The sequence below is a fragment of the Phocaeicola sp. HCN-40430 genome (genome assembly GCF_037890285.1).
In the GTDB taxonomy this organism is placed as follows: domain Bacteria; phylum Bacteroidota; class Bacteroidia; order Bacteroidales; family Bacteroidaceae; genus Phocaeicola; species Phocaeicola acetigenes.
The window spans coordinates 59,279-84,716 of record NZ_JBBKBS010000008.1 but is presented as its reverse complement, the minus strand read 5'-3'; the positions used below and the strand labels follow the sequence as shown (position 1 = coordinate 84,716).

The 25,438-nt window shown below is 40.3% G+C and carries 18 protein-coding genes and 2 tRNA genes; 14 read left to right on the top strand and 6 right to left on the bottom strand.

Translation table 11 applies throughout. The features are described from left to right. Positions 1 to 159 precede the first annotated feature (159 nt). From WKU26_RS05310 to WKU26_RS05265, 10 genes are all read left to right on the top strand, one after another. Positions 160 to 243 (top strand) — tRNA-Leu (locus WKU26_RS05310). Positions 244 to 377: 134 nt separating this feature from the next. Then, positions 378 to 4,064: a DEAD/DEAH box helicase gene (locus WKU26_RS05305; protein ID WP_340321169.1), complete on the top strand. Its 3,687-nt coding sequence runs from the start codon at positions 378 to 380 to the stop codon at positions 4,062 to 4,064. Positions 4,065 to 4,241: 177 nt separating this feature from the next. Continuing rightward, a tRNA-Leu gene (locus WKU26_RS05300) sits at positions 4,242 to 4,325 on the top strand. A gap of 57 nt (positions 4,326 to 4,382) precedes the next feature. Continuing rightward, entirely contained in the window at positions 4,383 to 5,324 is a 942-nt protein-coding gene (locus WKU26_RS05295; protein WP_340321168.1) for an acyltransferase, read from the top strand. Between the two features lie 106 nt (positions 5,325 to 5,430). Further along, positions 5,431 to 5,916, top strand: coding sequence for a ferritin (locus WKU26_RS05290; protein WP_340321167.1), 486 nt, complete (start codon positions 5,431 to 5,433; stop codon positions 5,914 to 5,916). Positions 5,917 to 6,204: 288 nt separating this feature from the next. Further along, positions 6,205 to 6,867, top strand: a complete 663-nt coding sequence (locus tag WKU26_RS05285) for a hypothetical protein (protein ID WP_340321166.1) — start codon at positions 6,205 to 6,207, stop codon at positions 6,865 to 6,867. A gap of 323 nt (positions 6,868 to 7,190) precedes the next feature. Next, positions 7,191 to 7,760, top strand: a complete 570-nt coding sequence (locus WKU26_RS05280) for a cob(I)yrinic acid a,c-diamide adenosyltransferase (RefSeq protein WP_340321165.1) — start codon at positions 7,191 to 7,193, stop codon at positions 7,758 to 7,760. A 65-nt stretch (positions 7,761 to 7,825) separates the two neighbouring features. Further along, on the top strand, positions 7,826 to 8,047 hold the full coding sequence (locus tag WKU26_RS05275) for a DUF2795 domain-containing protein (RefSeq protein WP_002558131.1): 222 nt from the start codon (positions 7,826 to 7,828) through the stop codon (positions 8,045 to 8,047). Positions 8,048 to 8,220: 173 nt separating this feature from the next. Then, positions 8,221 to 9,435 (top strand): THUMP-like domain-containing protein, encoded by a 1,215-nt coding sequence (locus WKU26_RS05270; RefSeq protein ID WP_340321164.1) that lies wholly within the window; start codon positions 8,221 to 8,223, stop codon positions 9,433 to 9,435. Between the two features lie 94 nt (positions 9,436 to 9,529). Next, positions 9,530 to 10,861: a FimB/Mfa2 family fimbrial subunit gene (locus tag WKU26_RS05265; RefSeq protein WP_340321163.1), complete on the top strand. Its 1,332-nt coding sequence runs from the start codon at positions 9,530 to 9,532 to the stop codon at positions 10,859 to 10,861. A 129-nt stretch (positions 10,862 to 10,990) separates the two neighbouring features. Here WKU26_RS05265 and WKU26_RS05260 read toward each other — a convergent pair whose 3' ends face one another. From WKU26_RS05260 to WKU26_RS05235, 6 genes are all read right to left on the bottom strand, one after another. Beyond that, the gene (locus WKU26_RS05260; RefSeq protein ID WP_178266976.1) at positions 10,991 to 11,572 is read right to left on the bottom strand and encodes a DUF3109 family protein; all 582 of its coding nucleotides are present in this window, start codon (positions 11,570 to 11,572) and stop codon (positions 10,991 to 10,993) included. Positions 11,573 to 11,799: 227 nt separating this feature from the next. Further along, positions 11,800 to 13,314: a 2,3-bisphosphoglycerate-independent phosphoglycerate mutase gene (gpmI, locus tag WKU26_RS05255; protein WP_340321162.1), complete on the bottom strand. Its 1,515-nt coding sequence runs from the start codon at positions 13,312 to 13,314 to the stop codon at positions 11,800 to 11,802. Between the two features lie 189 nt (positions 13,315 to 13,503). Beyond that, the gene (locus WKU26_RS05250) at positions 13,504 to 14,106 is read right to left on the bottom strand and encodes a ribonuclease HII (RefSeq protein WP_340321161.1); all 603 of its coding nucleotides are present in this window, start codon (positions 14,104 to 14,106) and stop codon (positions 13,504 to 13,506) included. Positions 14,107 to 14,334: 228 nt separating this feature from the next. Beyond that, a complete protein-coding gene (locus tag WKU26_RS05245) occupies positions 14,335 to 16,659 on the bottom strand; it encodes an outer membrane beta-barrel protein (protein WP_445323217.1) in 2,325 nt (774 codons plus the stop codon). A 322-nt stretch (positions 16,660 to 16,981) separates the two neighbouring features. Beyond that, the gene (locus tag WKU26_RS05240) at positions 16,982 to 17,974 is read right to left on the bottom strand and encodes a quinone-dependent dihydroorotate dehydrogenase (RefSeq protein WP_340321159.1); all 993 of its coding nucleotides are present in this window, start codon (positions 17,972 to 17,974) and stop codon (positions 16,982 to 16,984) included. Positions 17,975 to 18,105: 131 nt separating this feature from the next. Beyond that, positions 18,106 to 19,962 (bottom strand): hypothetical protein, encoded by a 1,857-nt coding sequence (locus WKU26_RS05235; RefSeq protein WP_340321158.1) that lies wholly within the window; start codon positions 19,960 to 19,962, stop codon positions 18,106 to 18,108. Positions 19,963 to 20,312: 350 nt separating this feature from the next. Between WKU26_RS05235 and WKU26_RS05230 the strand changes: the two genes are divergently transcribed. The 4 genes from WKU26_RS05230 to WKU26_RS05215 all read left to right on the top strand — a co-directional run bounded on the left by WKU26_RS05230 (position 20,313) and on the right by WKU26_RS05215 (position 25,367). Further along, positions 20,313 to 20,591, top strand: a complete 279-nt coding sequence (locus tag WKU26_RS05230) for a LysO family transporter (RefSeq protein WP_269878010.1) — start codon at positions 20,313 to 20,315, stop codon at positions 20,589 to 20,591. Beyond that, positions 20,588 to 21,190, top strand: a complete 603-nt coding sequence (locus tag WKU26_RS05225) for a lysine exporter LysO family protein (protein WP_178266969.1) — start codon at positions 20,588 to 20,590, stop codon at positions 21,188 to 21,190. Before WKU26_RS05230 ends, WKU26_RS05225 begins: the two co-directional genes overlap by 4 nt. Positions 21,191 to 21,465: 275 nt before the next feature. Continuing rightward, entirely contained in the window at positions 21,466 to 23,154 is a 1,689-nt protein-coding gene (locus WKU26_RS05220) for a DUF5722 domain-containing protein (RefSeq protein ID WP_340321157.1), read from the top strand. 59 nt (positions 23,155 to 23,213) lie between these two features. Further along, positions 23,214 to 25,367 (top strand): DUF5722 domain-containing protein, encoded by a 2,154-nt coding sequence (locus tag WKU26_RS05215; protein WP_340321156.1) that lies wholly within the window; start codon positions 23,214 to 23,216, stop codon positions 25,365 to 25,367. The last annotated feature ends 71 nt before the right edge of the window (positions 25,368 to 25,438 follow it).

Sequence of the window (25,438 nt, the reverse complement as noted above, 5' to 3'; positions counted from 1 at the left end):
CTGTTTTCGATGGTTTGCAGATTCTTTTTTATATAAAGTGATGTGTTTTGTCTTTCTGATGAAGAAAATGAGGATATTTTTATTCTTTTGGAAGAAAAAGTCCCGATTTGTTTTGCAGGAATGAAAAAAGTTCTTACCTTTGCAGCGCATTAGAGAAATGCCCAGATGGCGGAATCGGTAGACGCGCTGGTCTCAAACACCAGTGGAGTAACATCCATCCCGGTTCGACCCCGGGTCTGGGTACAAAAGAAAGGATAAGTAGTTGATGATAACGACTTATCCTTTTTTATTTTAAGAATGTTCCCATTTTGTTCCTATAGAGGTGCTTTGTGACAGATCCTTAAATTGAATTAGATACGATTAAATGTAATTGCATAATGAGTGGTAAGCTGAAGAATATATACACCTGTGCTTTTGAGAAGATAATCAAGAAACATACGGCAATTAATATAAATTCTATATTTGTATTGTGCGGAATTACTCCTTATATACAAATAGAGAAGTTCAACGACTATGTAACAGACAAAGATACATTTGACAAAGAAGGTAATCTTGATTTGTTTTCAGCAGCATGGTTCGGAACAATATTCCCCAAACTCATATCTGCAACTTCTTTTCAGATTTTGTCACATCAACAGTATGCAAGTATCAATGAATATTTGAATGAAGATTTCTTCAAAGATAGAATTGTTGTAGTCTATGATAATCTGCGTACTTTATACCCAATAGCAAAGGAAAACTATATTGAAAAAGCCGATGATACTGGGACTGAAAGACGTCCAGACGAGATGCCTGTTTATCAAGCTGAACAAATGAAAGTGGGCGATCATTACTTCTATTCTTTAAAACATTTCAATGATAGTTTGAAGAAGGAACCTTTTTTTAACATAAAGAAAGAACTTTCTCTTGCTCAAATGACGGCAAATGACGACATATGTATTCTTGATGTTATTTCAGATCCATATGGAATAGATGTATTGGCAAATGAGTGTCTTGAAGAAGACAATTTTCAAAAACAAGTTTTCGTTAAAGTTTCTGACAAGAACATCTTTAACAAAGCTACTTCGAAAATTCTTCAAGAGTTTAACTATTTGCTGTCACGTTTTGCTGGAGGCATCTACATCCAAAGGGATGAAATTGTACCGAAAGGCTATATCCCAACAAACGAATCCGTTACCCTGTTGAAGAAATATTGGGGAGAGACCGCTGAGTTTAGAAACATTTTGGTTTACGAAAATCCGGAACTAAGCAATGATATTATACCTGTGTCGCAAGGTTTGCTGGTAGATACTATCATTAAAGAATACAAGAATGGTTGTGAGGGCATCCAGCCACGCGACATATTCATTACAGCCCCAACAGGTGCTGGTAAATCACTGATTTTCCAGTTGCCGGCTTTCTACGCCGCATCGAAAGGAGATGTAACAATAGTTGTTTCGCCATTGAAAGCACTAATGACCGATCAAGTTGAAGCGTTGCGTTCGGAACGCCAATATAACAGAGTGGAGTTTATCAATAGTGATTTGACACTGATAGATAGGGATAAAATTATTGATGGGTGTAAGCGTGGGGATGTTGATATATTGTATTTATCACCCGAATTACTTTTATCTTACGATATACATTATTTCATTGGCGAAAGAAAGCTGGGATTACTTATAGTTGACGAAGCCCATTTAATTACAACATGGGGGCGTGACTTTCGTGTAGATTATTGGTTTTTGGGTAATCACATCAATAAGGTACGCAAATACAATAACTATATGTTCCCACTGGTCGCATTGACTGCAACAGCTGTATATGGTGGAGTAAATGACATGGTATTCGATAGCATCAACAGTCTAAATATGCATGACCCTCATAAATTTATTGGTAATGTGCGTCGTGAAAACATAGAGTTTGTTATAGATACTCATGAAGATTATTCCACAGGAGGCTATGACCAAAACAAAGAAACGGAGACCGTCAACTTTGTAAGTGGTATCCATGAATTGGGCATGAAAGGAATTGTATATGCACCATATACAAGGCATATTAATAGGTTAAAGGAAAAGTGCGACCTGATTGATCCTGAAATGACCGTAGCTTTCCATGGTGGAATGTTGGCAGACCAACAGAAATTTGCCTATCAGTCATTTAAAAATAATCGCTGCAAAATAATGATTGCAACGAAAGCCTTTGGTATGGGGGTAGATATTCCCGACATACAGGTCGTATATCATCATGCTCCATCAGGTTTGCTTCCCGATTATATTCAAGAAATTGGTCGTGCTGCTCGAAAGAAAGAAATCCAAGGCTTCGCTGCACTTACATTTTCTAAATCTGATTTGCGCTATAGTAAACAACTCTTTGGCATATCTTCTTTAAAAACATTCCAGCTTAAAGAAGTGTTAAGTAAAATTATTCGTAGTTTCAACACTAATGGTAAAAAGAGAAACATGCTTGTGGCAGCCAATGACTTTGCTTATATCTTTGATTTTGCAGACGAGATTGACCAAAAAGTAGCCACTGCTCTAATGATGATAGAAAAAGACTATCTGATAAAAACACGATTTAATGTACTCATAGCTCGTCCAAAGAAATTGTTTACTAAAGTATATGCTAGGACTAATCAAATTGGCTTGGATAGATTGACAGAGAAATACGGAAAGTGTTTTAGGGAAATATTGCATTTATCAGGCACATATCATACCTTAGAATTAAATCTTGACCAAATTTGGTCTAAACATTTCTCCGATCGTAGTTTTCCACAAATAAAGAGTGAATTTTATCGACAGAAGTTTTTGGCAGAAGAAGGCATTGAGCTAACACCTCAGATAAAGGTTACCATTAAAATTGACAAGATTTATAGAGAAGTTTTGCCAGAGGTGAAAGGAGTTTTAAATGCCATCAAGACATCATTCGCTATACTCAGATTAAGAGGTACATTCTTTACTTATAAAGACTTCGTAGAGGTATTGACCAAACATCTGAATACAAAATATAATATTGAAAAAATAGTGTCTTTTATTTTAGGTACTTATTCGGGATATTTACAAAACAACCATATGCTTGAAGGAGATTCTTTCTTACAGCGACGACATCAAGGTACAACAATGCAATATCAAGTGTTCAGTACGAATTATGAAGCAAAATTTGCACAGTTATTAAGAATCTTTTCTCACCTTTTTGACGGTAAAGACTATCAATCAACGGACAGATATTTGTCAATTAACGATATTCCCTTGAAGAATCATATCAGACTAGGTTCTTTATTGGAAATCATGGGACTTGGTACTTTTGCAACAACAGGAGGAGATGATCCGAAAATCTTCTTACGTCTCAATGATCCTCGAAGAATAGAAAAAGATTCTACGAACAATAAATATAGTAATTTTATTCTTGAGTCTGTTAAAAACAGGCATAAAGTAAGTTGTTCATTGTTTGAACATTTCTTTACTAATTATTTCAGTAATGAGAATCGTTGGAATATGATAGAAGATTTCTTCCTGGGAATGTCGAACGATGAATTATTTGAAAAATATCCAGGCAGAATAGTTAATCATATTGATGTACTGAGATATCTGAAAGATAATAAATCTTTTGTGCCAGAATTTGCAGGACCAGTGCATTCGGGAAATGGGCACCACGAAACATTGTTTCTACCGCGGAAGCAGGAGTTTTATAATAGGGACAATATGCTCACAATAGGTCATCAAACAAAGCAAATAAAAAGATGGCTTGTTGATGATCCGGTTGCATTACATAGGACTATCGTAGAATATGAGATAACCATAGAGAAGGATGACTACAAAATTCTTACAAATAAGTTGAGACTACAACACTTCGCATATTATAGAGATTTTATGAGACTTAAGATTTTGATAGAGTTTCCCGGTTATCCCAATCTCATACAGGCTTCAGTCCCGTATAGCGATGTTCCTGTCAAATTTTATAAATGGTGGCGGAAGCACACAGATCAAATCAGTATGAGTTTGGCTGAAAAAATCAAACTATTTCTTGCTGTTGAAAAGGAATCTCCTACGACATTAATAAAAGCTCATAAAGCGATTATACAGAAATAAGATAATTCAATATAATTGGTAATAGCCTTTGATAAAATAGTAGCTCTTTTTTCTTTTTTGTGACCAACTCAGAATAATATACATTTTCAATGAACAGCTAATATTTTCGATAAAAAATGCAGAAATATTTTGGAGGTTGAAAATAAATCTCTATCTTTGCAGCGCATTAAGAGAAATGCCCAGATGGCGGAATCGGTAGACGCGCTGGTCTCAAACACCAGTGGAGTAACATCCATCCCGGTTCGACCCCGGGTCTGGGTACTGAAGCGGAGAAGTTAGAAATAACCTCTCCGCTTTTTTTATTTAACTGTAATTCCCATGAAAAAACGTATAGAAGAGCTCGACTTTTTGAAGTGTGTATTCATTATCCTGATGATTGTGTTTCATCTGGTCTATATCGGTGATAAGTATCCATATGCCAAACAGCTGGTTTATACGTTTCACATGCCGGCCTTTCTTCTTATTTCCGGCTATCTTGTCAGTATTTCCAAAAAGCCGCTTGCCTTTTTCCGTACCATGGGTTGGATTTTTGTTCCTTATGCCGTGATGGAAAGCGGATATATAGTGATGTCGTCCATTTTGCCGGTACGTGACGGAGTGGATGAACTGAGTCTGACGGTTTGGACCGATAAACTTTTTCTCCATCCATTGGGCCCTTACTGGTATTTGCATACACTTATGTTATGTAGTACGACTTATTATCTGCTCGACAGAGTAGGAAGGAGATGGTTGAAAAATACGCTATCGTTTTCCATTGTGTTGGCTTTATGTCTGGCAGTCGAATCTACAGTACTTCATATCAGTTCTCTGCCTCATGTACTTTATTTCTGGGGAGGAATTATGTTGCGTCGCTGCAATCTTTCTTTTACCGCTTTCTTCAAGACTTCCTGGTGGGGAATACTGCCTTTTATCTGGTTGTCTGCCAATGAACAGAATCTGAATTGCTTTACGTGGGGAGGAGTGGCCATGGTATATTTGGCTATTAGCATGGGACTGACTGTTTATCCTTCTATACCGGGAAAGTTGAGAGACGCATGCCTGTATATTGGCAGAAATACGTTTGTGATATTGGTTTTCTCCCCTATTTTCACGGTAATTACAAAATCTTTTGTATCTTTCTTCAGTTTTGATACTTCAGGAATGTGTTTTTTGATTGTATCGGTAAGTTTTGTGCTGGCCGGAAGCTTTCTGATAGCCTGGTGTATGGACCGGTGTAAAGTGTCCCGTTTTTTCTGGGGAAAAGAACGTATGTTGCAGTAAACTCGTGACAGAGTGGCAGACAATGATTTTCCTGTGAAAAGAAAGCTTTCTGGCATTTTATTTGTAAGCTTATAAGAAAAGGTTATTCATTAAAAATTATAATATTATGATTTCAGAAAAATTACAAAATGCCATCAACGATCAGATTACTGCTGAAATGTGGTCATCTAATCTTTATCTTTCAATGTCTTTCTATTTGCAGCGTGAAGGTTTCGACGGATTTGCAAGCTGGATGAGAAAGCAGTCTCAGGAAGAGTTGCAGCATGCATACGATTTGGCAGACTATCTGACAAAACGTGGCGGTACAGCAAAAGTGAATAAAATAGATGTAGTACCCGAAGGATGGGGAAGTGTAGTTGAAGTGTTTGAACATGTATATAAGCACGAGTGTCATGTATCAGCACTCATCGACAGTCTGGTAAATGTTGCTTCAGAAGTAAAAGATAAGGCTTCTCAAGATTTCTTGTGGGGCTATGTACGCGAACAGGTAGAAGAAGAAGCTACAGCTCAGGGTATTGTAGAAAAACTGAGAAGATGTGGTGATGGGGCCGGTATCTTGTATCTGAACGATCAGTTGGGACAACGTAAATAAACTCTCATTTTTTGAGAGAGACAGGCTGTAGTAACTATTGGTTTACTGCAGCCTTTTTCTTTAGATAACTCTATATTTTATATATCTTCTCAGAAGACAGGATGCGGCTCGGCGTTACTTTCGCTCAAAAGCAAGTTTTTGGCTTGGTACTGCACTCGTCTTTCACTATCTTTGTTTGCGCGAAGATAGGATACGGTTCGGCAAAGGAAAATCTGAAAATGTTGTTTTCGTTTTCCTCTGCTCTCACCTTTCACGATCTTTGCTTTTACTTAATAAGGCTGAATAGACATGGTAAATTGGTTTTTTCGCGGTTGGAATTGGTGTCGTCGCTTCCGTCATCGTTGCGGGTACGGAGTTCATTCTCCCTCTGATTTTTTCTTGATTACTTTTGTGGTATACGAGCGTATGGCATTTTATGCATACCGTACTTTGCATGATAAGAGAAAGACTGTGCTGTCTTTACCGCATTATCGTGAAAAGGTCGATAAATTTTTATTCCGGTTTACCAACTACTGGCAACCTTCTTCTATACTCGAAATAGGAACAGGAAGTGGCTTGTCGACTGTTTATATGGCTGAGGCTAAACAGGTACCAGTTCATACTTATGACTGTTGTCTGCACCAGGACGTGAAAAACCTGCTGGCTTCTTATCCTCAGATTGTATACCATGCAGAGGATGCCTGGCAAAATATGGTTGACTTTTCTGCCGACCTTGTTCATATTGCTCATACTCCTTATTATAAAGAAGTATTCGAAGCTTTGTGCAGTAAAGCCGGTTCGCGTACCTGCTTTGTAATTGCTTCTCCTTATGCCACGAAAGAAAAAAAAGAATGGTGGAACTCGGTCATTGCCGATTCGCGTACGGGGGTTACCTTCGATTTGTATGATGTAGGTATTGTTTTCTTTGATAAACAGCGTATTAAAGAACACCGTATTGTGAATTTCCTATAGTCATTTCATGGATAGGTAAAGGTGTCTCATTATAAGGAGACGCTCGTCTCATTCTAATGGTACACCCGTCTCACTGCAATGAGACGGGTGTACCACTGTAATGAGACATCTTCATTCTCTGATTTTTTCTGAGAAATATTCATGTCTTTATATTTAAGAGAACTTATCAGTCAGCTATAAGAATAGCTCAGAATTTGTTTGACGCTTGTTATAAAAAGTTTGAATGGAGTGCAAATCTATAAAATGACAATTTTGTACTCTCCTTTATTTTCCTAAATTTGCAGAGTAAGTATTTAGCATAATAAATAAGTAACCTTAGTATTATGAAAAAAAGTTTGATTTATACCCGTACAGGCGATAAAGGTACGACTTCATTGGTTGGAGGTGTGCGTGTGTCAAAGACTCATATAAGACTGGAGGCATATGGCACAATCGATGAACTGAGTGCGCATCTCGGGATGTTGATAGCTATGATGGATGACGAAGAGAACCGGACTCTGTTACAATACATACAACATAAATTATTTTCTGTAGGAGCTTATCTGGCTACCGATCAGTCGCAGACCGAACTGCGCATAGAAAGCCGTATTTCGGAAGAAACAGTACGGAAACTGGAAGTGGCTATTGACAAGATAGATGCTTCTCTGCCTAAACTTACTGAGTTTGTATTGCCGGGAGGATCGAAGGAAGCTTCCGTGTGTCATGTATGCCGTACGGTATGCCGGCGTGCAGAACGCAGAATATTGGCACTTGAGACAGAAGAAGGATGCGTGATAGATGCCGAAGTGAAACAATTTGTCAACAGATTGTCCGATTATCTGTTTATTTTATCTCGAAAGTTAAATCAATTAACACATCATGATGAAATTTATTGGGATAAAACTTGCATATGAAAGAATTTGTTATACTTTTGTGCGACAATAAAAAAGAGTCAAACATTTAAAAAACAGGAAATGCTATGTATTGGACATTGGAATTAGCCTCTAAGCTGGAAGATGCTCCGTGGCCGGCAACAAAAGATGAATTGATTGATTATGCGATGCGTTCGGGCGCTCCATTGGAAGTAATTGAAAACTTGCAGGAAATGGAAGACGAAGGCGAAATATACGAAAGTATTGAAGATATTTGGCCTGACTATCCCAGCAAAGAAGATTTCTTTTTCAACGAGGAAGAATATTGATTCTGCCTGTTGAGTGGTTAAAGAAGGCAAAGGAGATAGAGAAGGTAAGGCTCAATCATGTTGTGGGAGCTTTACCTTCTTGTTTTTTAGGACTGTTTGTCTGTCTTTATCCTTTTCTTAACTATGTTTCCCTGTGGTATTTATCTATGTATTCTCTTTTCTAAAATCGGTAAATGAAAACTTTATCTCCCGAAACATGGCGTTTCATACAAGAACATCGTGAGGATGATGTGCGTAATCTGGCACTTCAGGGTAAGAAATATCCTTTGGTCGATATGGCTGAGGCTGTAATACAGATTGCAGCCCGGCAAATTGCGGAGAAGAAGTTACCTTCATGGGGAAGTGTAGAAGGGATATATTATCCGGGCCATCTGTCTATGGAGCAGTGTTCGTCGGAACAGACCGCTCTTTATAAGGCATCGCTGGTTCGGGGGGATTCTTTTGCAGACCTTACAGCCGGATTCGGAGTGGACTGTGCTTATATTTCCCGAAACTTTGCACAGGCTGACTATGTGGAGCGTCAAGAAGGACTGTGTGAGTTGGCAACGCATAATTTCCCTTTGTTGGGGTTGAATCATATCCGTGTAAATCATGCCGACGGCATTGACTTTCTGACAAAGATGGAGCCTGTAGACTGTCTTTTTCTCGATCCGGCACGTCGCGATAAGAATGGAGGAAAGACTGTAGCCATTACAGATTGCGAACCGGATGTGTGTGCGCTTGAGTCTTTATTGGTAGAAAAAGGGGAAACGGTACTGATAAAGCTTTCTCCTATGCTGGATATTGCTTCTGCCTTGCGCGATTTGAAGTATATTCGGGAGATTCATGTCATTTCGCTTCAGAACGAGTGCAAGGAGTTGTTGCTGATTCTCCGGAAAGAAGCTGCTTCTGTTAAGAAAGAAACAAGCGAGGTACAGATTCATTGTGTGCAACTTTTCTCTCATGCACCGTCGCAGCATTTCAGTTTTTCCTACGAGCAGGAGAAAAGAGCGATTTGTCCTATATCGGAGCAAGTGGAAACCTATTTGTATGAGCCGGGAGCTGCATTGCTGAAGGCTTCTCCTTTCCGTTTGCTTGCATCGGCTTATGGGGTAAAAAAGCTGCATTCCAATAGTCATCTGTATACTTCTTCTCAGTTAGTCGATTTTCCGGGACGTTGTTTTAAAGTGGTAGGAATATCCGGTTTCGGGAAAAAAGAGTTGAAAACATTCCTGGAAGGAGTAGAGAAGGCTAATCTTACAGTGCGTAATTTCCCTTCTTCGGTAGCAGACCTGCGGAAGAAACTGAAAATAAAAGAAGGAGGAGAAATCTATTTGTTTGCCACAACCCTGGGAGATGGGCAGAAAGTTCTTGTAAAATGTCGTAAGGTAGGGCAAGAGGAAGCCTGAAAACGGTAAAAATCAACCTTTCTGGAAAAAAGTACTGTATAAAAGTACAGAATAGTGTAAAAGATATGTTTTATAGCGATAAAACATATTCATTATGAAACTATTTCAAATACTTGGTTTGTTTATGTTCTTGGCCTCTTGTGGGGAATATAAACCGGAGGAAGAACTGGATTCAGAGGGAGGAGAGGTGAATACTACTTGTACTTTGCAATTGAACTGGCAGAGTGAGAATAATTCAAAATTGCATTATCCGTTATCGGTTTATGTGTTCGATGGGGCAAATAACTGTGTACTTCGGGAAAGTATAGCATCGGCTTATGCCGGTTTCTCTGCTTCTCTTCCCCAGGGAAAATATACGGTATCGGTATTCTCTGCTTTATCATCCGACGATTTTGCTTTTCCCTTTGAAGTGATTCCGGATAGTTACATCCGTCTGAAAAATGAGAACCGCTGTACTCTTCCGCTTCAGATGGGACAGGCACGTGTCAGTTTAAATCAGTCAACCTTAGTCAATCTTACTCTTTCTTATATGGTATCTGCTTTGCATTTCTCATTCAATCTTGTACCCGAAGAAGCTAAAGCCGTGCAAGTAGCCGTATCACCGGTCAGTTCATCGGTCTCTTTTATCGGAAATTACAAAAACGATTCTGAATCCAGTGTCATTTCCTGTCGCAAAGAAGGGCATGTATGGAAGTCGGATGCAGTTTATGTATTTCCTTGTAAGGATACACAGACCCATTTGTCTGTGACGGTACGTATGCCCGATAAAGATGAAGTGTACAGCTATACGTATAATGCCAGCCTTAAGCCCGGATACCCTTATCATTTTACGGGAAATTATAGCGATGGGGTTTCTCTTGACGGCGAATTTCAGATAGAGGGCTGGCATCCGGGAGTGGATATTGAATTTGGTTTCGATGAAATCCAGCCCGATGGAGGAGGAGGTGAAGAGGGAGGAGGCAATCCTTCCGGAGGGGAAGGCGATGACGATGAAGTCATTTCTGTGAATACACTGCCGCAAGCCGATGCTGTATGGGGGCCTTTCTATGTCTGGAAGGTAGAGACCATTTCATCGAAGGAAGTGGAGGCTTTTCTGATTGCCCCCGACCAGTATTATACCGTTGCATCGGGTACGGAGAGCATATTGTCTGCTTACGATGTAGATGGTATACAAGGCTGGAGAGTCTTTTCCAAAGATGAGGCAGAAGCTTTTCGTGACCAGTTCTACAGCTTTACGATGGAAGAACTGAACAAGTTTCTGGTGGCCGAAGGTTTGGATGGATTCTATTATACAGATGGAGCCCGCTATTTGTGCAATGAAGGAAAATCTACTTTCTGTTTTTACAACAAGCGTGTACTCGATGCCGGAGCCACTCCCAAATATTATCTGCGTCCGGTGAAAGAGGTACGTTTGCGAAAAGAATAATTAGTTGCTTTTTCAGGTAGAACAGTTGGCTTTCAGTATTAGATAAAAACATTGAAGCATCCCGATTGTATCCGGAAAGATACATACGAGGATGCTTCAATACGTTTGAGAGAATCAATGTTTATGTAATTAAATAATATGCTGTTTTTTCAGTTCGTCTGCTACACTTTCCAGTTCCTTGTACCATACCTCTCCAAACTTTCGTATCAGCGGTTCTTTCAAGAACTTGTACACTGGCAGATTTTCTTTCTTTCCAAGCAGGACAGCAGCCTTGCATACATCCCAGCGGTGATAATTCACAGCCTTGTAAGGTCCGTAGTTTCCCACACGAATGGGGTATAAATGGCAGGAAATAGGCTTGTAGAAATTGCATCGTCCTTCTCTGTAGGCTTTCTCTATGGCACAGTAGCAATATCCCTTCTCGTCGTAACATGTAAATACGCAGTCTTTTCCATTTACAATAGAAGTTACCAGATCGCCGTCCTGGTCTGTATATACCACCCCTTGCCGGTCAATCACTTCACGTGCTTCGGGCGACAGTTCTTCCCAGATAATCGGAAGTACTTCTTCCAGCTGTGCTACTTCTTCTAGTTCTACCGGAGCTCCGGCATCTCCTTCTATACAGCATTCTCCTTTGCAGGCATCCAGATTGCAAAGAAACTTTTCGCGGAATACATCCAGGCTTACTACTACATCGTCTATTTGTACCATACTGATTTCTTTTTATCCGTGCAAAGATACGAAATAACTCCCATCTATCCCTATGCTGTTGTCAGATTCTTCATTTCACTTTTTCTAAGTATGGGTGTAGAGAGATTTGGTGAGTGGTCTGTCCGTTCTTTGTATAAAGAAAGATAATGACATAAAAAAAGAACAGCGTGTCTGTCCGGAGTGATACCGGAATACAGACACGCTGTCTTCTATTAGAGATGTATATCTTATTTAATCAAGTCCTTACCAGACATTTCTGCAGGCTGAGCCATACCCAGGATGTGCAGGATAGAAGGAGCCACATCGGCCAATACACCGTTTTCTACCTTTGCATCCTTGTTTGCAGTTACGTATACAAACGGAACCGGATTCAGTGAGTGAGCAGTGTTTGGAGTACCATCTTCGTTCAATGCATGATCTGCATTACCGTGGTCTGCAATGATGATTACTTCATAATCGTTAGCTTTTGCAGCTTCTACTGTATCTTTCACACAGTTGTCGATTGCTACAACAGCCTTTTCGATTGCTTCGTAGATACCGGTATGTCCTACCATGTCACCGTTTGCATAGTTTACTACGATGAAGTCATATTTCTGAGTGTTGATAGCTTCTACCAGTTTGTCTTTTACTTCGTATGCACTCATTTCCGGTTTCAAGTCGTAAGTAGCAACTTTCGGGCTTGGTACCAGGATACGGTCTTCGTTATCGTACGGAGTTTCACGTCCACCGTTGAAGAAGAAAGTAACGTGTGCATATTTTTCAGTTTCTGCAATGTGCAACTGAGTCTTTCCGTTTGCAGCCAGATATTCTCCCAAAGTATTCTGTACGTTTTCTTTCGGGAACAAGATGTGTACACCTGTAAATGATGCATCGTACGGAGTCATGCAGTAGAACTGCAAGCCCGGTATAGTCTTCATACCGTTTTCCGGCATATCCTGCTGAGTCAATACAACAGTCAATTCTTTTGCACGGTCGTTACGATAGTTGAAGAAGATTACTACATCACCTTCTTTGATAGTACCGTCGAAGTTTGCATTTACAATCGGTTTGATGAACTCGTCAGTAACTCCTTCATCGTATGATTCCTGCATAGCCTGAACCATATCAGTAGCTTTCTTACCTGTACCGTTTACCAGCAAGTCGTAAGCTTCTTTTACGCGTTCCCAACGTTTGTCGCGGTCCATAGCGTAGAAACGTCCGATGATAGAAGCGATTTTTCCTGCAGACTGTGCACAGTGAGCAGAAAGTTGTTCGATAAATCCTTTACCGCTCTTCGGGTCTGTGTCACGACCGTCCATGAAGCAGTGGATAAATGTATTTTCAAGTCCGTATTCCTTAGCGATATCGCACAATCTGAACAGATGGTCCAAAGAAGAGTGTACACCACCGTTTGAAGTCAATCCCATGAAGTGGATGTTCTTTCCGTTTTCTTTTGCATAAGAGAATGCAGCTACCACTTCCTTGTTCTGAAGGATGCTTCCGTCTGCACAAGCGCGGTTGATTTTTACCAAGTCCTGATATACGATACGTCCGGCACCGATATTCAGGTGGCCTACTTCAGAGTTACCCATCTGTCCGTCAGGCAAACCTACGTTTTCACCACTTGCCTGCAACTGAGAATGAGGGTAGTTAGCCAACAGACTGTCCCAATACGGAGTCGGGGTGTTGAAGATTACATCGTCTTTCTGACGGTCGCCACATCCCCAACCATCAAGAATCATTAAAAGCGCTTTTTTAGCCATACTGTTATTTGTATTTTAAGAGTTAATATTTCTATGCTTTACAACATGCAAAAATACAAAATATCTTGTGCTTAAGTGCATTTTTTAGGAATTTTATCCTTGTTGAAAACAAGGCAAGCCTGTTCATAACTGCAAAGTTATTAACAGGTGTTGTGAATAACTCTCTGTATTGTGAATAAAACAGAGAAATCAGAAGTCAAAAGAAAGTTGTTCGTTGCCCAGCAGGTTGAAAGTCTTGCGGTGATAAGGCGTAGTACCATATTGCGCAATGGCTGCCCGATGTTTGGGAGTAGGATACCCCTTGTTGCCTTTCCAGTCGTATTGCGGATAAGCTTCGTGCAGCTCTTTCATGTAGTCGTCCCTGTATGTTTTTGCCAGAATCGAAGCCGCTGCAATCGACAGATATTTTCCATCTCCTTTTACAATCGTAGTATGAGGCAAATCCTGATACTTGTTGAAACGGTTTCCGTCTATCAGCAAATGTTGCGGGCGTACTTTCAGTCCGTCTATAGCCCGGTGCATGGCAAGAAACGATGCGTTCAGAATGTTTATTTTGTCTATTTCTTCAGGAGTAACTACCCCCACAGCCCATGCTACAGCTTCTTTTTCTATCACTTCGCGCAGTGCATAGCGTTGCTTTTCACTCAGCTGTTTGGAATCGTTCAGCAGTTCGTTGTGAAAATCATGAGGCAGAATCACGGCTGCTGCATACACAGCTCCGGCCAGACAACCTCTTCCGGCTTCATCACAGCCAGCTTCTATCAGTTCAGGATGTAAATAAGGTAGCAGCATCGTTCTTCGTTTTTTTAATTTCGGGCTGCAAAGGTACGTCTTTTCTCCGGAAGAGAGGTCGGATATAACGGGAAGTTATGAATAAGTTATTGACTGCTCCTGTGAAAAATGCCTCCATTCCAATGTGGGATACGTAGAAAATAAGGCAGTAGCAGGTCTTTGCCGATAAGGCCTGCTCTGCCCGGAATAGAGTAAAATGAAAAGGATGCTTTTCGCTTTTTATTTTTCTTACATACGGTTCTTCTGGCTTTCCCCTGCACCGGTACCTTTGTACTTACTCTTTGTAGCATTGAACTTGTATCGCATGGTCAGAGAAAATCTTCTGAAATTAGTGATATAGTCTGTGGTAGTTTTTATTCCACTATACACTGTACATTCCATATCATTTTTTTCCAACAAGTTGGTTACCTGAAACTGAAGACTCAGTCTTTCATTGAAGAAACTCTTATAAAGTCCCATAGATACATCCAATGAGTTGATACCCATGTATGTATTCTGTGTGTGTCCTTTGGTGTAATAAGTACCGTTTACATCGAGCAGAAATCCTGCCGGCAGTGTGAAACTGTTTCGCCATACGATAACCATTCTTGGTTTGCTCAGTGTAAGTTCGCCTTCGTGCCCTTCTGTATGAAACCACTGCTTGTGCACTTGTGCCATGAGTTGCGGGTTCCAGCAGCCGATTACAGGTGATAATGTGATGGCCGATATGATATTGTTATATGGTTTGGCATTGACAATTCGCAGTAAGGATATGGTAGGGTCTGTTTCCGAATAAGGTTCATTAATCTGCATGATATCATCCTTTGTACGGTTATAAGTAAAGCTGAAATTTACCCATTTATACGAAGCAGACAATACCACATCCTGATTGATGATAGGTTTGAGGAATGGATTACCGGTCTGATAGGTATATTTGTTACTATAATATGTATTGCTTCTCAGCATATCGTACGAAGGACGTGTGATGCCGCTGCTGTAGCTCAACTGAACCTGTGTTTTTCCTATCGGGAAGTTTATGTTTACCGAAGGAAATATATTATTGAATTCGCGACTCTGTTCATCCATGTGCTTGCCTTGTTCGTAGTAGTCGAAATTCACATTTTCATATCTCACTCCGGCTTGCATATCCACTTTGCCGAACGAGCGCGAGTAGTCCATGAAAGCAGCCGTAGAACCTTCCTTTATTCTACTGTCATCGTTGGCCAGAATACCTTCCTGGTTTAGATAGAGATTGCTTCTGTTTGTATGCGAATATTCACCTCCGAATGATAGACTTCCCTGCCACAGCGGATAGGATACGACAAGTTTGGACGCATACAGCGTTCCATTGTTTTTATTGAAAGTATTTACGTTGGTTTCGGTATTGCCGTTGGTTATTTCCTTTGTATGCTGACTCTCTTCCTTGACATTCCATAAACCATCGGCGTTGAAGTCAATGTTCCAGTCGCCTATCTGTCCGTTGTAGTAATAGTTCAGGCTATGTTTTGTGGAAGGATCTTCACCAAGCATTGTGCTTGTGTTGGTTTCATACAACTCCTTATCTGCATAAACTGTAGTATTGAACCGCCAGTCGCTTATGGAATTGAAATATTTGTCCATGTCGTAGCGTATACCCATGGAGTGCTTTTCATTGAACTGATAGTTTAGTGAAAGAACTCCCTGAACATTACTGTTTGAGTTCTTGCCGTATCTCGCATCCATTTCCTGCTCCCACAGTTTATCCAGATAGGTGGTCATACCAAGCATCTGATTGTTCCCATTACGGAATTTGCCTCCCAACAATGTACCAGACAGGTCGAATCCTCCTTTACGGTAGTTGAAATTATACTGGTCGAAGGTAGTCCATCCGTACGTTCTTCTGTGTCTTGTGATAAAACGGTTATTGAAACCGAAACCTTCGCCCACGACCTTTTTAGTGATGATACGGATAACGGCTTTTACAGAAGCATCGTATCTCGCCCCCGGATTCTTCACCACTTCCACACGTTTAATCTGGTCGGAAGCCAATTGGTCCAACTCTGAGTTATCGCGTACCTTTCGCCCGTTGATATAGATTTCAGGAGTTCCCGATCCGAATACATTTACCTCATCATCTCCGGCAGAAACTCCGGGAATCTTATTCAGTAAATCCTCGCCGGTTCCTGCTTTTTCAAGGATACTGCCTTGAACTGTCGTTACCATGGCATCACCTTTCAGCTGCATTTTGGGTAAGTCTGCTTTTACCACTATTTCTCCCAATACCTGTGCATCCGATACGAGTTGTACGATACCGATATTGGCCGGAGATATCGGCTTACATACAGTCTTATATCCGATAGAAGATATTTTTACGATCTGGTTCTCCGATGTAGCCTCCAGAGTGAAAGCTCCGTCTTCGCCACTGACGGTTCCATTTACAAACGCCGAATCTGGCAGCGAGAGCAGTACCACATTGGCAAAGGGTAGCGGCTGGCTGTTCTCGTCAATCAGTTTTCCTTTTACGGTCTGTGCCGATACTCCGAGCGGAAGTATCAGATAGCATAGTAGCAGTAATGTTTTCTTTAGCATATTCATGGTCTGTCTATATAGAGGTTTGGTTTTATTGTTGCAAAAATCTTCATCCTATTCGATGTTTCTGCTACCCTATGGGGTAGTTTTTCATTCGCAAAAATAGAATGAATTATTTGAACAAGATAAAAAATCACCTCTACAAACCAGTTCTTGCCATTTGCTGCTACTGCTTTGATTATCCGTGGTTTATAGGATAGATCACAGCCACAGTCTCTCTACAATTTCATTTTTAGTGCGCTATTATCCGTCGGTTCGGTGTCAAATCTCCGATGAAATGATTTTTGTCCGATTGACTATATAGCCTTCTTGACAGAATGGAAATATCTTATCTGCAAGCCTTGGCAATTTGTTTTACAATGTAGGGACCTTCATAAATAAATGCAGAATAAATCTGTACCAGATGAGCTCCTGCCTTCAGCATGGCCTGCGCATCCGAAGGAGTTATGATACCACCGGCACCGATTATCAACATCTCTTTGGGAGCATGTTCAGACAGGTATTTTACTATTCTTGTCGATTTCTGTAAAACCGGCAATCCGCTGATACCTCCTGCACCTATATTCTTTATCTCAGTTTGGGTTGAATGGGTGAACAAGGAACGGTCCTGACTGGGGCCACATGCAATAAAGCCGTCGATATGATGTTGGATGGCAAAGCTGATAATGTCGTCTACTTTCTCAAGAGTAAGATCGGCTGGCAATTTCAGGAAGACCGGCTTCTTGTATGCTTGTTTATCTTGTAATAGAGTAGAAAGTATCGGTCCTAAGATTTCCGGAGCAATACTTCCCCAGTTTATGGTGTAATAATCGGCATATCTGTCGAATGTATGGTATAAATCTAAGATATCTGTCATTGCCTGCTCTGTATTGTCCGGATGATTGGTATTGATATTAATACCCAGAATATATTTCCCGGGTTGTTTCCTTTTTAGATTTTGTAAGAATACAGTCTTCCCGGGGTTATTAAATCCGGTTCGTGAAATAAGAGCCTGATCTTTAGGTAAGCGGAATATGCGTGGGCATGGATTTCCTTTTACTTCTTTCGGTGTTACGGTACCTACTTCTATAAAACCGAAGCCCAAATCACTAAGTTCATCAAAGCAGTTGGCTGCTTTATCAAACCCGGCTGATAATCCGACGCGATTTTTGAAAGTGAGATTTTTCCATTTCCATTCGGCTGTTTCGGTGTGACATGATGATCTGACAATCTTTCTTACCGGAGTGAGATGACGATAAAATTGAAGTGATTTAACGATTTTGTTGTGAATGTCTTCCGCGTCGATCTGGAAGAGTAAAGGACGAAAGATTGATTTATACATAAGCTTTTGAATTGATTTCTTTGTACAAATGTATAATATAATATTGAGAAGATTTCATAAAAAAAAGTTATCACCTATTACGTGAAGTGATGATGACATTTTCTGTCTGATGAGGCTGATAAACAGTCTGTTTAGAACTCTGTTATCCATCTGTCGAGTGTCATTTCTTCCGGGAGTCTGTTTTTAAGTGATTCGCTGATGTGCTTTTTCAGCCGGAATTTTTTTTGTGAGATGGAAGCAGGTGATACTGCAAAAATAGTTGCCAGTTGGGCATTGCCGAAACGTAGGCGGATGAGCACGCACAGATGAAGCTCCTGCTTCGTCAGTGTAGGGCAGAAACTCTGCAGGCGGGTTATAAAATTGCCGTATACACTTTCGCACACATCTTCTAATGCCTCCCATTCCTTGTTCTCCAGCACTCGGCATTTCTCTCTCAGTTCCTTCACCAGTCTGTCGTTGTCTGCCACATAGTCGGCAAGCACACGTTCACGCTGCTTCAGGTAGAGATTTTCTTCCGATAGGTTGCGGAACTTATCTGCCTCACGTCTGGCCTTATCCAGTTTGGAAGAATAGTCGTTAATATGATGTTGAAGAGAGTTTATCTTTTCAGACAGCCTGCCGTTCTCAACCTGAAGGCTGTCTATCTGTTCACGGTATTCATGCAGTTCTTCAGAGTTCATTTCCTGACCAGACAGCTGTTCCTTCAGTTCCTCCATGTAGCGGTTGTTCTGCATGAGTTGTGTCTCGTATTCGTGCAGTTGAAGCATGTAGTCCTGTAGCTGTTCGGACTGTTTGCGTATGGTTGTTTCCTTTCTCACAAGCCGTTTCTGATAGAGGTATGCTACGACAGCTATAACCACTATCAGGCATATTGTGATGATAAACAACAAACGCTGTGCATCTGCCTTTTCCAGCTTCAGATGCTGCTGTTCGGTAATGAGTTTCTGGTGGTCGTACTTCTCCTTGTAGGCGATGATTTCCTTGCCCTTATCAATAGCTATAATAGAATCGTTGTAAAAAAGAAGTGAATCGCAATAAGTCTTCAGGTATTTACGGTATTGGGGAGTATCAGCCAATTTATATAGGTACTCGTATGCAGACGCCTTAGTATAAATATTATAAGTTTTCAAAGCTTCATTTAAATAAATATAAGCTGAATCCTGTTGCCCCAAAAGGTAGTAGTTCTTTCCCGTCAATAAAGCTGGCTGGTATTTGATTGGAAAGCTTTTTATAATCTCTAAAGACTTTTCGATATCACCTTTATTCTTATATACTAAGGCTATTTCGCTCTGTATGTCATAATAATAATTTTCAAGTTCAAGTTCTAAAGTCAGCTCACTACATTTATGATATGTATCTATAGCCTTCGACAATGAATCCGAAATGCAATAACATCTGGCCATAAATTTAAGAGAAGCTAACTGATAACGCTTGTTGGAATCTTTCACAGCATAATCGTATGCCTTCCTGCAGGCTTCCAAAGCATAGTCAGCAAAATCACGATATAAATATAGCCTACATAATGAGACCATGACCAGATAACCAGTTTTGTAGTCATCTGTTTTTTCCACTTCTGTTTTACCTTCTAGATAATACTGCATGGCTTCTTCTATATTGCGAAGCTCATAATTGATATCCCCCATATAAAGTGCAGACATAGCCTTTCTACGGGCATTATCTGTCGGCTTGTAATAATCGTATGCTATCCTCACAAGGGAATCTGAAGGGATTTTCATCATCCGTTTGTACTGCGCCTGTGTCACTAGCAGACACCAAAGCGCATGGTTCTCCTTATCCCGGCGTGCTGAAGGCATCGGCATATCCTCCAGGATATGAAGCGCACTGTCCGGGTGATCAAACATCACGGACTCTGCATGAACCAGTTCCGGAAGCGGTGTTTTCTCCTTGCCGTTTCCGCTGCATTGGATATTCAAAAGGGATGTACAAGCAATCAGAATGTACAGAATATCGTGGGTTATCTTTCTCATTTTACGATTTTTGCAGCAAAATTAGAAAAAATAGGATAGACAGGGAGCATTTTGTCTGAAAAGGGAAGGTCTTTTCTTTCATTTTGCAGGAAGATGTGACAGGTGGGGTGTAAAGCAAATAATGTAGATTTATCTCTTTATTGTTTGTACCGTATTTTACTCCTGCTTTTACTTTAAATACTCCTTTCTAATCGGTACTGTACTTTTTCCATGAAAAAATTCTACTACTATCAGGTGAGTACTGGAGTTTTTACCTGTAAGGACTGGCGGTAACTTATAAAGTAGAGCAGCGTAACTCTCGTTTTATTCTTCTATCTTTGCATTTCAGTTTAAACGAATCGGTAGAAGGCATGTTTACAGTGATTAGTATCATGATAGGGGGGATTGCATTGGGCTTCCTCTTAAGGAAACAGCGGATGACGGGAGTGCATCGGGTTATTACGGCACTGATCTGGCTGTTGCTGTTTTTGTTAGGGACAGAAGTAGGCGGGAATCGCCGTATTATGGAAAATCTGCATACTTTGGGAGTAGAGGCTGTAGTGATTACCCTGGCTTGTGTATTGGGAAGTTGTGTTTGCGCATGGGGACTGTGGAAGGTACTCTATGGAAGAAAGGGGGCAGAGCAATGAAAGGAAGTCTGATTATTGTCGGCTTTTTTGTACTGGGTACAATAGCCGGTATGTGTGGTTGGATTCCTGCATCTTTTCAGCAGAGCAACTTGAGTTTTTATGCGTTGTGTGCTCTGATGTTCAGTGTGGGCTTAAGTATAGGCAACGATCCGCAGACCATACGTAATTTCTGTGCCCTGAATCCTCGTCTGGTTTTCCTTCCGCTGATGACAATATTGGGCACATTGGCTGGAGCGGCAGCAGTCAGTCTGTTGTTGCCTCACCGGAGCCTGACCGACTGTATGGCTGTAGGTTCCGGCTTTGGATATTATTCTCTTTCGAGTATTTTTATTACGGAGTACAGGGGAGCGGAGTTAGGCACCATTGCCTTGCTGTCCAATATTTCACGGGAAATTATCACTTTGCTGTGTGCTCCTTTACTGGTGCGCTGGTTTGGCAATCTGGCTCCTATTTCATCGGGTGGGGCGACTACCATGGATACCACACTGCCTATTATCACCCGTTGTGCCGGACAGGAATTTGTAATTGTATCGGTATTCCATGGTTTTGTGGTCGATTTCAGTGTACCGTTTCTGGTTACTTTCTTTTGTTCGATGTAGACCACTTGCAGGATAGGCTGGAAAAAGAGACTGTCTCATAAGAAACTGTCCTCAAAAGCTATACATACGACTTTAGGGGAATAGTTCAAAGTTTATTTGGGACAGCCTCTTTTTGTTTTCATATTATTTTCACCAGATAAAGTTTTCTTCTTTTTTGTATCATTTTTATACGTTTCCTATACATTTATTTTCTTTTCATGAAAAAATGAGATGCAGTATTTCCCCACTCTTCTCATTTTAACAATAGGAAAAATTACTAAACTAAACTTTATCCAATGGAGCTAAATGTAAAAAGACTTTCTACCTTATTCTTTTGCAGCATATTTTTAATTACAACAGCCTGCAACGACGACATCCCCAAAGAACAATCTGCTATTTACCCAGAAAAAGATATTCAATTTGAAAACCAGTTAAAAACTTATCTATCCACATCCTACCCTTGCCAAATATCCAACATAGAAATTACAGATAAATTTGTAATCATCAAAGGTTATACATCCTCTGATTCTACTCCTGTCTACTTAGGTGAAGTTTGTCCGTATGAAGATGTTGTTGCTCTTGACCGATTCAAATTTTCCGTACCTATCAACGAAAGTAACTTTACCGTAAAGCTCGATCGTTTTTATGAAAAAGACGGTATTAAACACGACCGGATATTATCCAAATGGGCATTATTTGCCAAAGGAGAAACTAAAGACGAAATTGTTTCGGCCGCACATTACCCAGATAAGATTTATGCAGCACAAACACTTGAACTTTTAAAATTACGTAATAAAAAGGGGATTGGAGGACTTTTCTACAATCAGTTTGTATCTGATATAGATAAATTAGACATCAGCAGTGCTACCGTCAATGTAGTGGTAAGTCATTTCTTTCATTTACAGCAAATGGGAGGAGATACACCTTATGAATATTCAGGTAAAACTTATTATGTAAATGAATCTTATTTAAGAGAAACACTTGATAAGATCTTGACTCTGACAGCAGAAAAAAAGATATCGGTTGCAGCTATTATCTTATTCGAACGGGCTGAGAACTGTTCCGACCCTAGTTTTGGAAAGCTAATGCAACATCCTGACAATAACGGAGGTATATATACGATGCCCAACATGACTACACCGGAAGCTGTAAATACCTATGCAGCCATCATCAATTATCTTGCTTCTCGCTATTGTAGAACAGACAATAAATATGGACGTATTACACACTGGATTTTACATAATGAAGTAGATGCCTCCGTGCAATGGACCAATATGGGTAATAAGCCGGTAGTTGTATTCACCGATGCTTATATGAAATCACTCCGCTTGTGTTATAATATCACCCGTCAATACGATATGCACAGCGAGGTACTTGCTTCATTCACACATTCATGGGCATCCCCCTGTCAACCCAACTGGAACAGCGCCCAAGACATTATCGAATTGCTGACACAATACAGCCAGGTAGAAGGTGATTTTCTGTGGGGATTGGCTTATCACAGCTATCCGTACGATTTACTGAACCCACGCTCTTGGGAAGACCCGTTAGCCACTCTTTCCATGAACACACAGTTTCTTACTTTTAAAAACTTAGAAGTATTAAACCGATGGGCACTGACAAAAGAAAATATGTATTTAGGAACAAAGAAGCGTTCGATATGGCTGTCGGAGGCAGGAATTAATTCACGTAGCTACTCGGATGAGGATCTTCAAGAACAAGCAGCCGGATTTGCTTATGCATGGAAAAAATTGAACGGATTGGAAGGAATAGACGGACTTCAATGGCACAACTGGCTCGACAACGAAGGCGACGGAGAGGGTGCCATGCTCGGACTGCGTAAATATCCTGATAAAAACAATGGGGAAACTAAACCCGTATGGGAATTGTACAGACAAGCAGGAACAGAAAAAGAAGATGAAGCATTTGCTCCTTTGCTAAACGTGATAGGTATCCCCAATTGGAATATTATTGAACCTTTTTGAATATTAACCCTTTATACACAAAACTTATGACTAGAACAAAGAGATGTAAACTATGGAGTATGGCAAATATATTATTATTGCTTCTATTACTCCCTTCCTGTAAGGACCATGAAAATTTTCCAGATGTACCTTCTATTGAAGAGCCACAAGTACCACCGGTAACGCTTAGTATCAACACCCAACAGGATAGTCAGTTGAATTTATCAGTATCCGAAGACAGCATTTATACAATTACCGGTAAGACAGGAAATACAGACCCTTATTTTTTCATCAATAAACTCGAGTCAGATGCACCGGAAGAGTGTTGTGTTCTGGAGTTTACCTATACGCTAACCGAAGACATCGATAATTTTGAAATATTTTTTATTGATGAAACAGGTAACATAGAACCAGCCCGTTCATCCAGCTTCGGAATCATTAAATCTTCTGACGAGTGGGCCACATATGCTCTCCGACTAAAAAAGAAACGTAAAGAATTCAACTGGGGATTCATTGACGAAAAACTGCGCCTTGACATCGGAAGTACAGACCGTACAAAAATGCAGATTAAAGACATGAAACTCCGCGCAATGAACGAAGAAGAGAAAAAAGCGGAAGAAGAAGAGGATAATGCTGAGAACGAAAAATCGAAATATGAACAGGCTATCAAAGATTATCTGACCAAAGATTATCCTTGTCGTATTACTAATATCGATGTATCTTCCGACCAAATCACAATTACAGGAAACTGCACAGGAGAAGGAACATTTTTCCTCGCTGAAATTCCAACGTTTGTAGACTTATTCAAAACAGACAAAATTGATGAAGCTTATAAAATACCATTAACTCAAGCTTCCTTTACACAAACGGTGGACCGCCGACGCATCATAAACGGATTTACTTATGATGGTCTTTTGTCGCGTTGGGCTATCTTTAAAGAAGGAACAGAAAAAGATGAATTGGTATCGCATGCCCATTACGCAGATAAAATTGCACCTATCAGAAGTATAGAAGCGCTTAACCCTGCAGGGAAAAAAGGGCTGGGAGGTATCATCAATTCTCCTTATCTGGAGTCGGATATACGGGATTTAGGAATAACAAGTGCTACAATCAATGTATGTCCGGTACTTTTTATGCATTCCACCAGGCAAACAGATGATATAGAACATCAATACAATGGAAAGACGTATTATTTCAGCAAAAGTTTTTTAGAGAGCAACCTTGATGCTCCTTTGAAAATTGCAGCAAAATATAACGTTGCAGTAGCTGGTATTTTGTTATTCCATCCTGCAGCTACAGCGGGAGTAGACCCTATCATTGCTTCTATTTTACAGCATCCTGATTATAGTGCCAAAGGTACTTATACAATGCCTAATATGACTAATATAGAATCGACTGACTATTATGCTGCCATATTAGACTTTCTTGCACAACGATATAGTACTAAAGAAATGCGTATCACACACTGGATTATGCATAATGAAATAGACGGAGCGATTAATTGGGTAAATATGGGAGAACCGGAAGTAGCTACATTCATGGAAACTTATCAACGTTCTATCCGCATGTGCTATAATATCATGCACCAATACGACCAAAATGCACGTGTATATATTCCTTTCACCCACGGTTGGACGAAAGCTGCCGGAGGAGGATGGTATCAAGTTACAGATATGCTGGATATGCTTAATTTATATAGCCAAGCTGAAGGAGATTTCTTCTGGGCACCGGCATGTCACAGTTATCCGGAACAATTAGGAAACCCTGAGGTGTGGAATGATAAAAATGCTACATTCAGTATGAAGACTCAGTTTGTTAGCTTGAAAAATCTGGAGGTACTAAACAAATGGGTATTGACAGAAAGCAACAAATATCAAGGAGTTCATAACCGTTCTATATGGTTGTCTGAAACAGGAACCGGAACTCCCGTTACTCCCAGCGAAGAAGATAATATCAAGCAAGCAGCTGGATTCGCATATGGATGGAAAAAAATCAAAGCTCTTGAAGGTATAGAAGGTATTCAATGGCATAACTGGTTTGATAATCCGGCCGAAGCTGTATTATTAGGACTTCGCTTCCAGGAAGGAACAGGGAAACCTGAAGCCGGACAGCCTAAACCTGTATGGCATACGTATCAAAAAGCCGGCACTGCTGAAGAAGAAGAATATTTTAAACAGTATCTTCCGGTTATTGGTATTCCTGACTGGAATATAATCCAACCTGTCAGCGACTAACTTCATAACAAAAAGAAGCTGTCTCAATTTTGAAACAGCTTCTTTTTGTTAGGGGGAAGCGAAGATGAGGC

Excerpts from the sequence above, each read along its gene's own strand:
- WKU26_RS05235 (WP_340321158.1), bottom strand. The coding sequence starts at position 19,962 with ATGAGAAAGATAACCCACGATATTCTGTACATTCTGATTGCTTGTACA.
- WKU26_RS05225 (WP_178266969.1), top strand. The coding sequence starts at position 20,588 with ATGAAAGGAAGTCTGATTATTGTCGGCTTTTTTGTACTGGGTACAATA.
- WKU26_RS05260 (WP_178266976.1), bottom strand. The coding sequence starts at position 11,572 with ATGGTACAAATAGACGATGTAGTAGTAAGCCTGGATGTATTCCGCGAA.
- WKU26_RS05275 (WP_002558131.1), top strand. The coding sequence starts at position 7,826 with ATGTATTGGACATTGGAATTAGCCTCTAAGCTGGAAGATGCTCCGTGG.
- WKU26_RS05220 (WP_340321157.1), top strand. The coding sequence starts at position 21,466 with ATGGAGCTAAATGTAAAAAGACTTTCTACCTTATTCTTTTGCAGCATA.
- WKU26_RS05245 (WP_445323217.1), bottom strand. The coding sequence starts at position 16,659 with ATGAATATGCTAAAGAAAACATTACTGCTACTATGCTATCTGATACTT.
- WKU26_RS05305 (WP_340321169.1), top strand. The coding sequence starts at position 378 with ATGAGTGGTAAGCTGAAGAATATATACACCTGTGCTTTTGAGAAGATA.
- WKU26_RS05215 (WP_340321156.1), top strand. The coding sequence starts at position 23,214 with ATGGCAAATATATTATTATTGCTTCTATTACTCCCTTCCTGTAAGGAC.
- WKU26_RS05285 (WP_340321166.1), top strand. The coding sequence starts at position 6,205 with ATGGTAAATTGGTTTTTTCGCGGTTGGAATTGGTGTCGTCGCTTCCGT.
- WKU26_RS05230 (WP_269878010.1), top strand. The coding sequence starts at position 20,313 with ATGTTTACAGTGATTAGTATCATGATAGGGGGGATTGCATTGGGCTTC.
- WKU26_RS05250 (WP_340321161.1), bottom strand. The coding sequence starts at position 14,106 with ATGCTGCTACCTTATTTACATCCTGAACTGATAGAAGCTGGCTGTGAT.
- WKU26_RS05290 (WP_340321167.1), top strand. The coding sequence starts at position 5,431 with ATGATTTCAGAAAAATTACAAAATGCCATCAACGATCAGATTACTGCT.
- WKU26_RS05265 (WP_340321163.1), top strand. The coding sequence starts at position 9,530 with ATGAAACTATTTCAAATACTTGGTTTGTTTATGTTCTTGGCCTCTTGT.
- gpmI (WP_340321162.1), bottom strand. The coding sequence starts at position 13,314 with ATGGCTAAAAAAGCGCTTTTAATGATTCTTGATGGTTGGGGATGTGGC.
- WKU26_RS05295 (WP_340321168.1), top strand. The coding sequence starts at position 4,383 with ATGAAAAAACGTATAGAAGAGCTCGACTTTTTGAAGTGTGTATTCATT.
- WKU26_RS05240 (WP_340321159.1), bottom strand. The coding sequence starts at position 17,974 with ATGTATAAATCAATCTTTCGTCCTTTACTCTTCCAGATCGACGCGGAA.
- WKU26_RS05270 (WP_340321164.1), top strand. The coding sequence starts at position 8,221 with ATGAAAACTTTATCTCCCGAAACATGGCGTTTCATACAAGAACATCGT.
- WKU26_RS05280 (WP_340321165.1), top strand. The coding sequence starts at position 7,191 with ATGAAAAAAAGTTTGATTTATACCCGTACAGGCGATAAAGGTACGACT.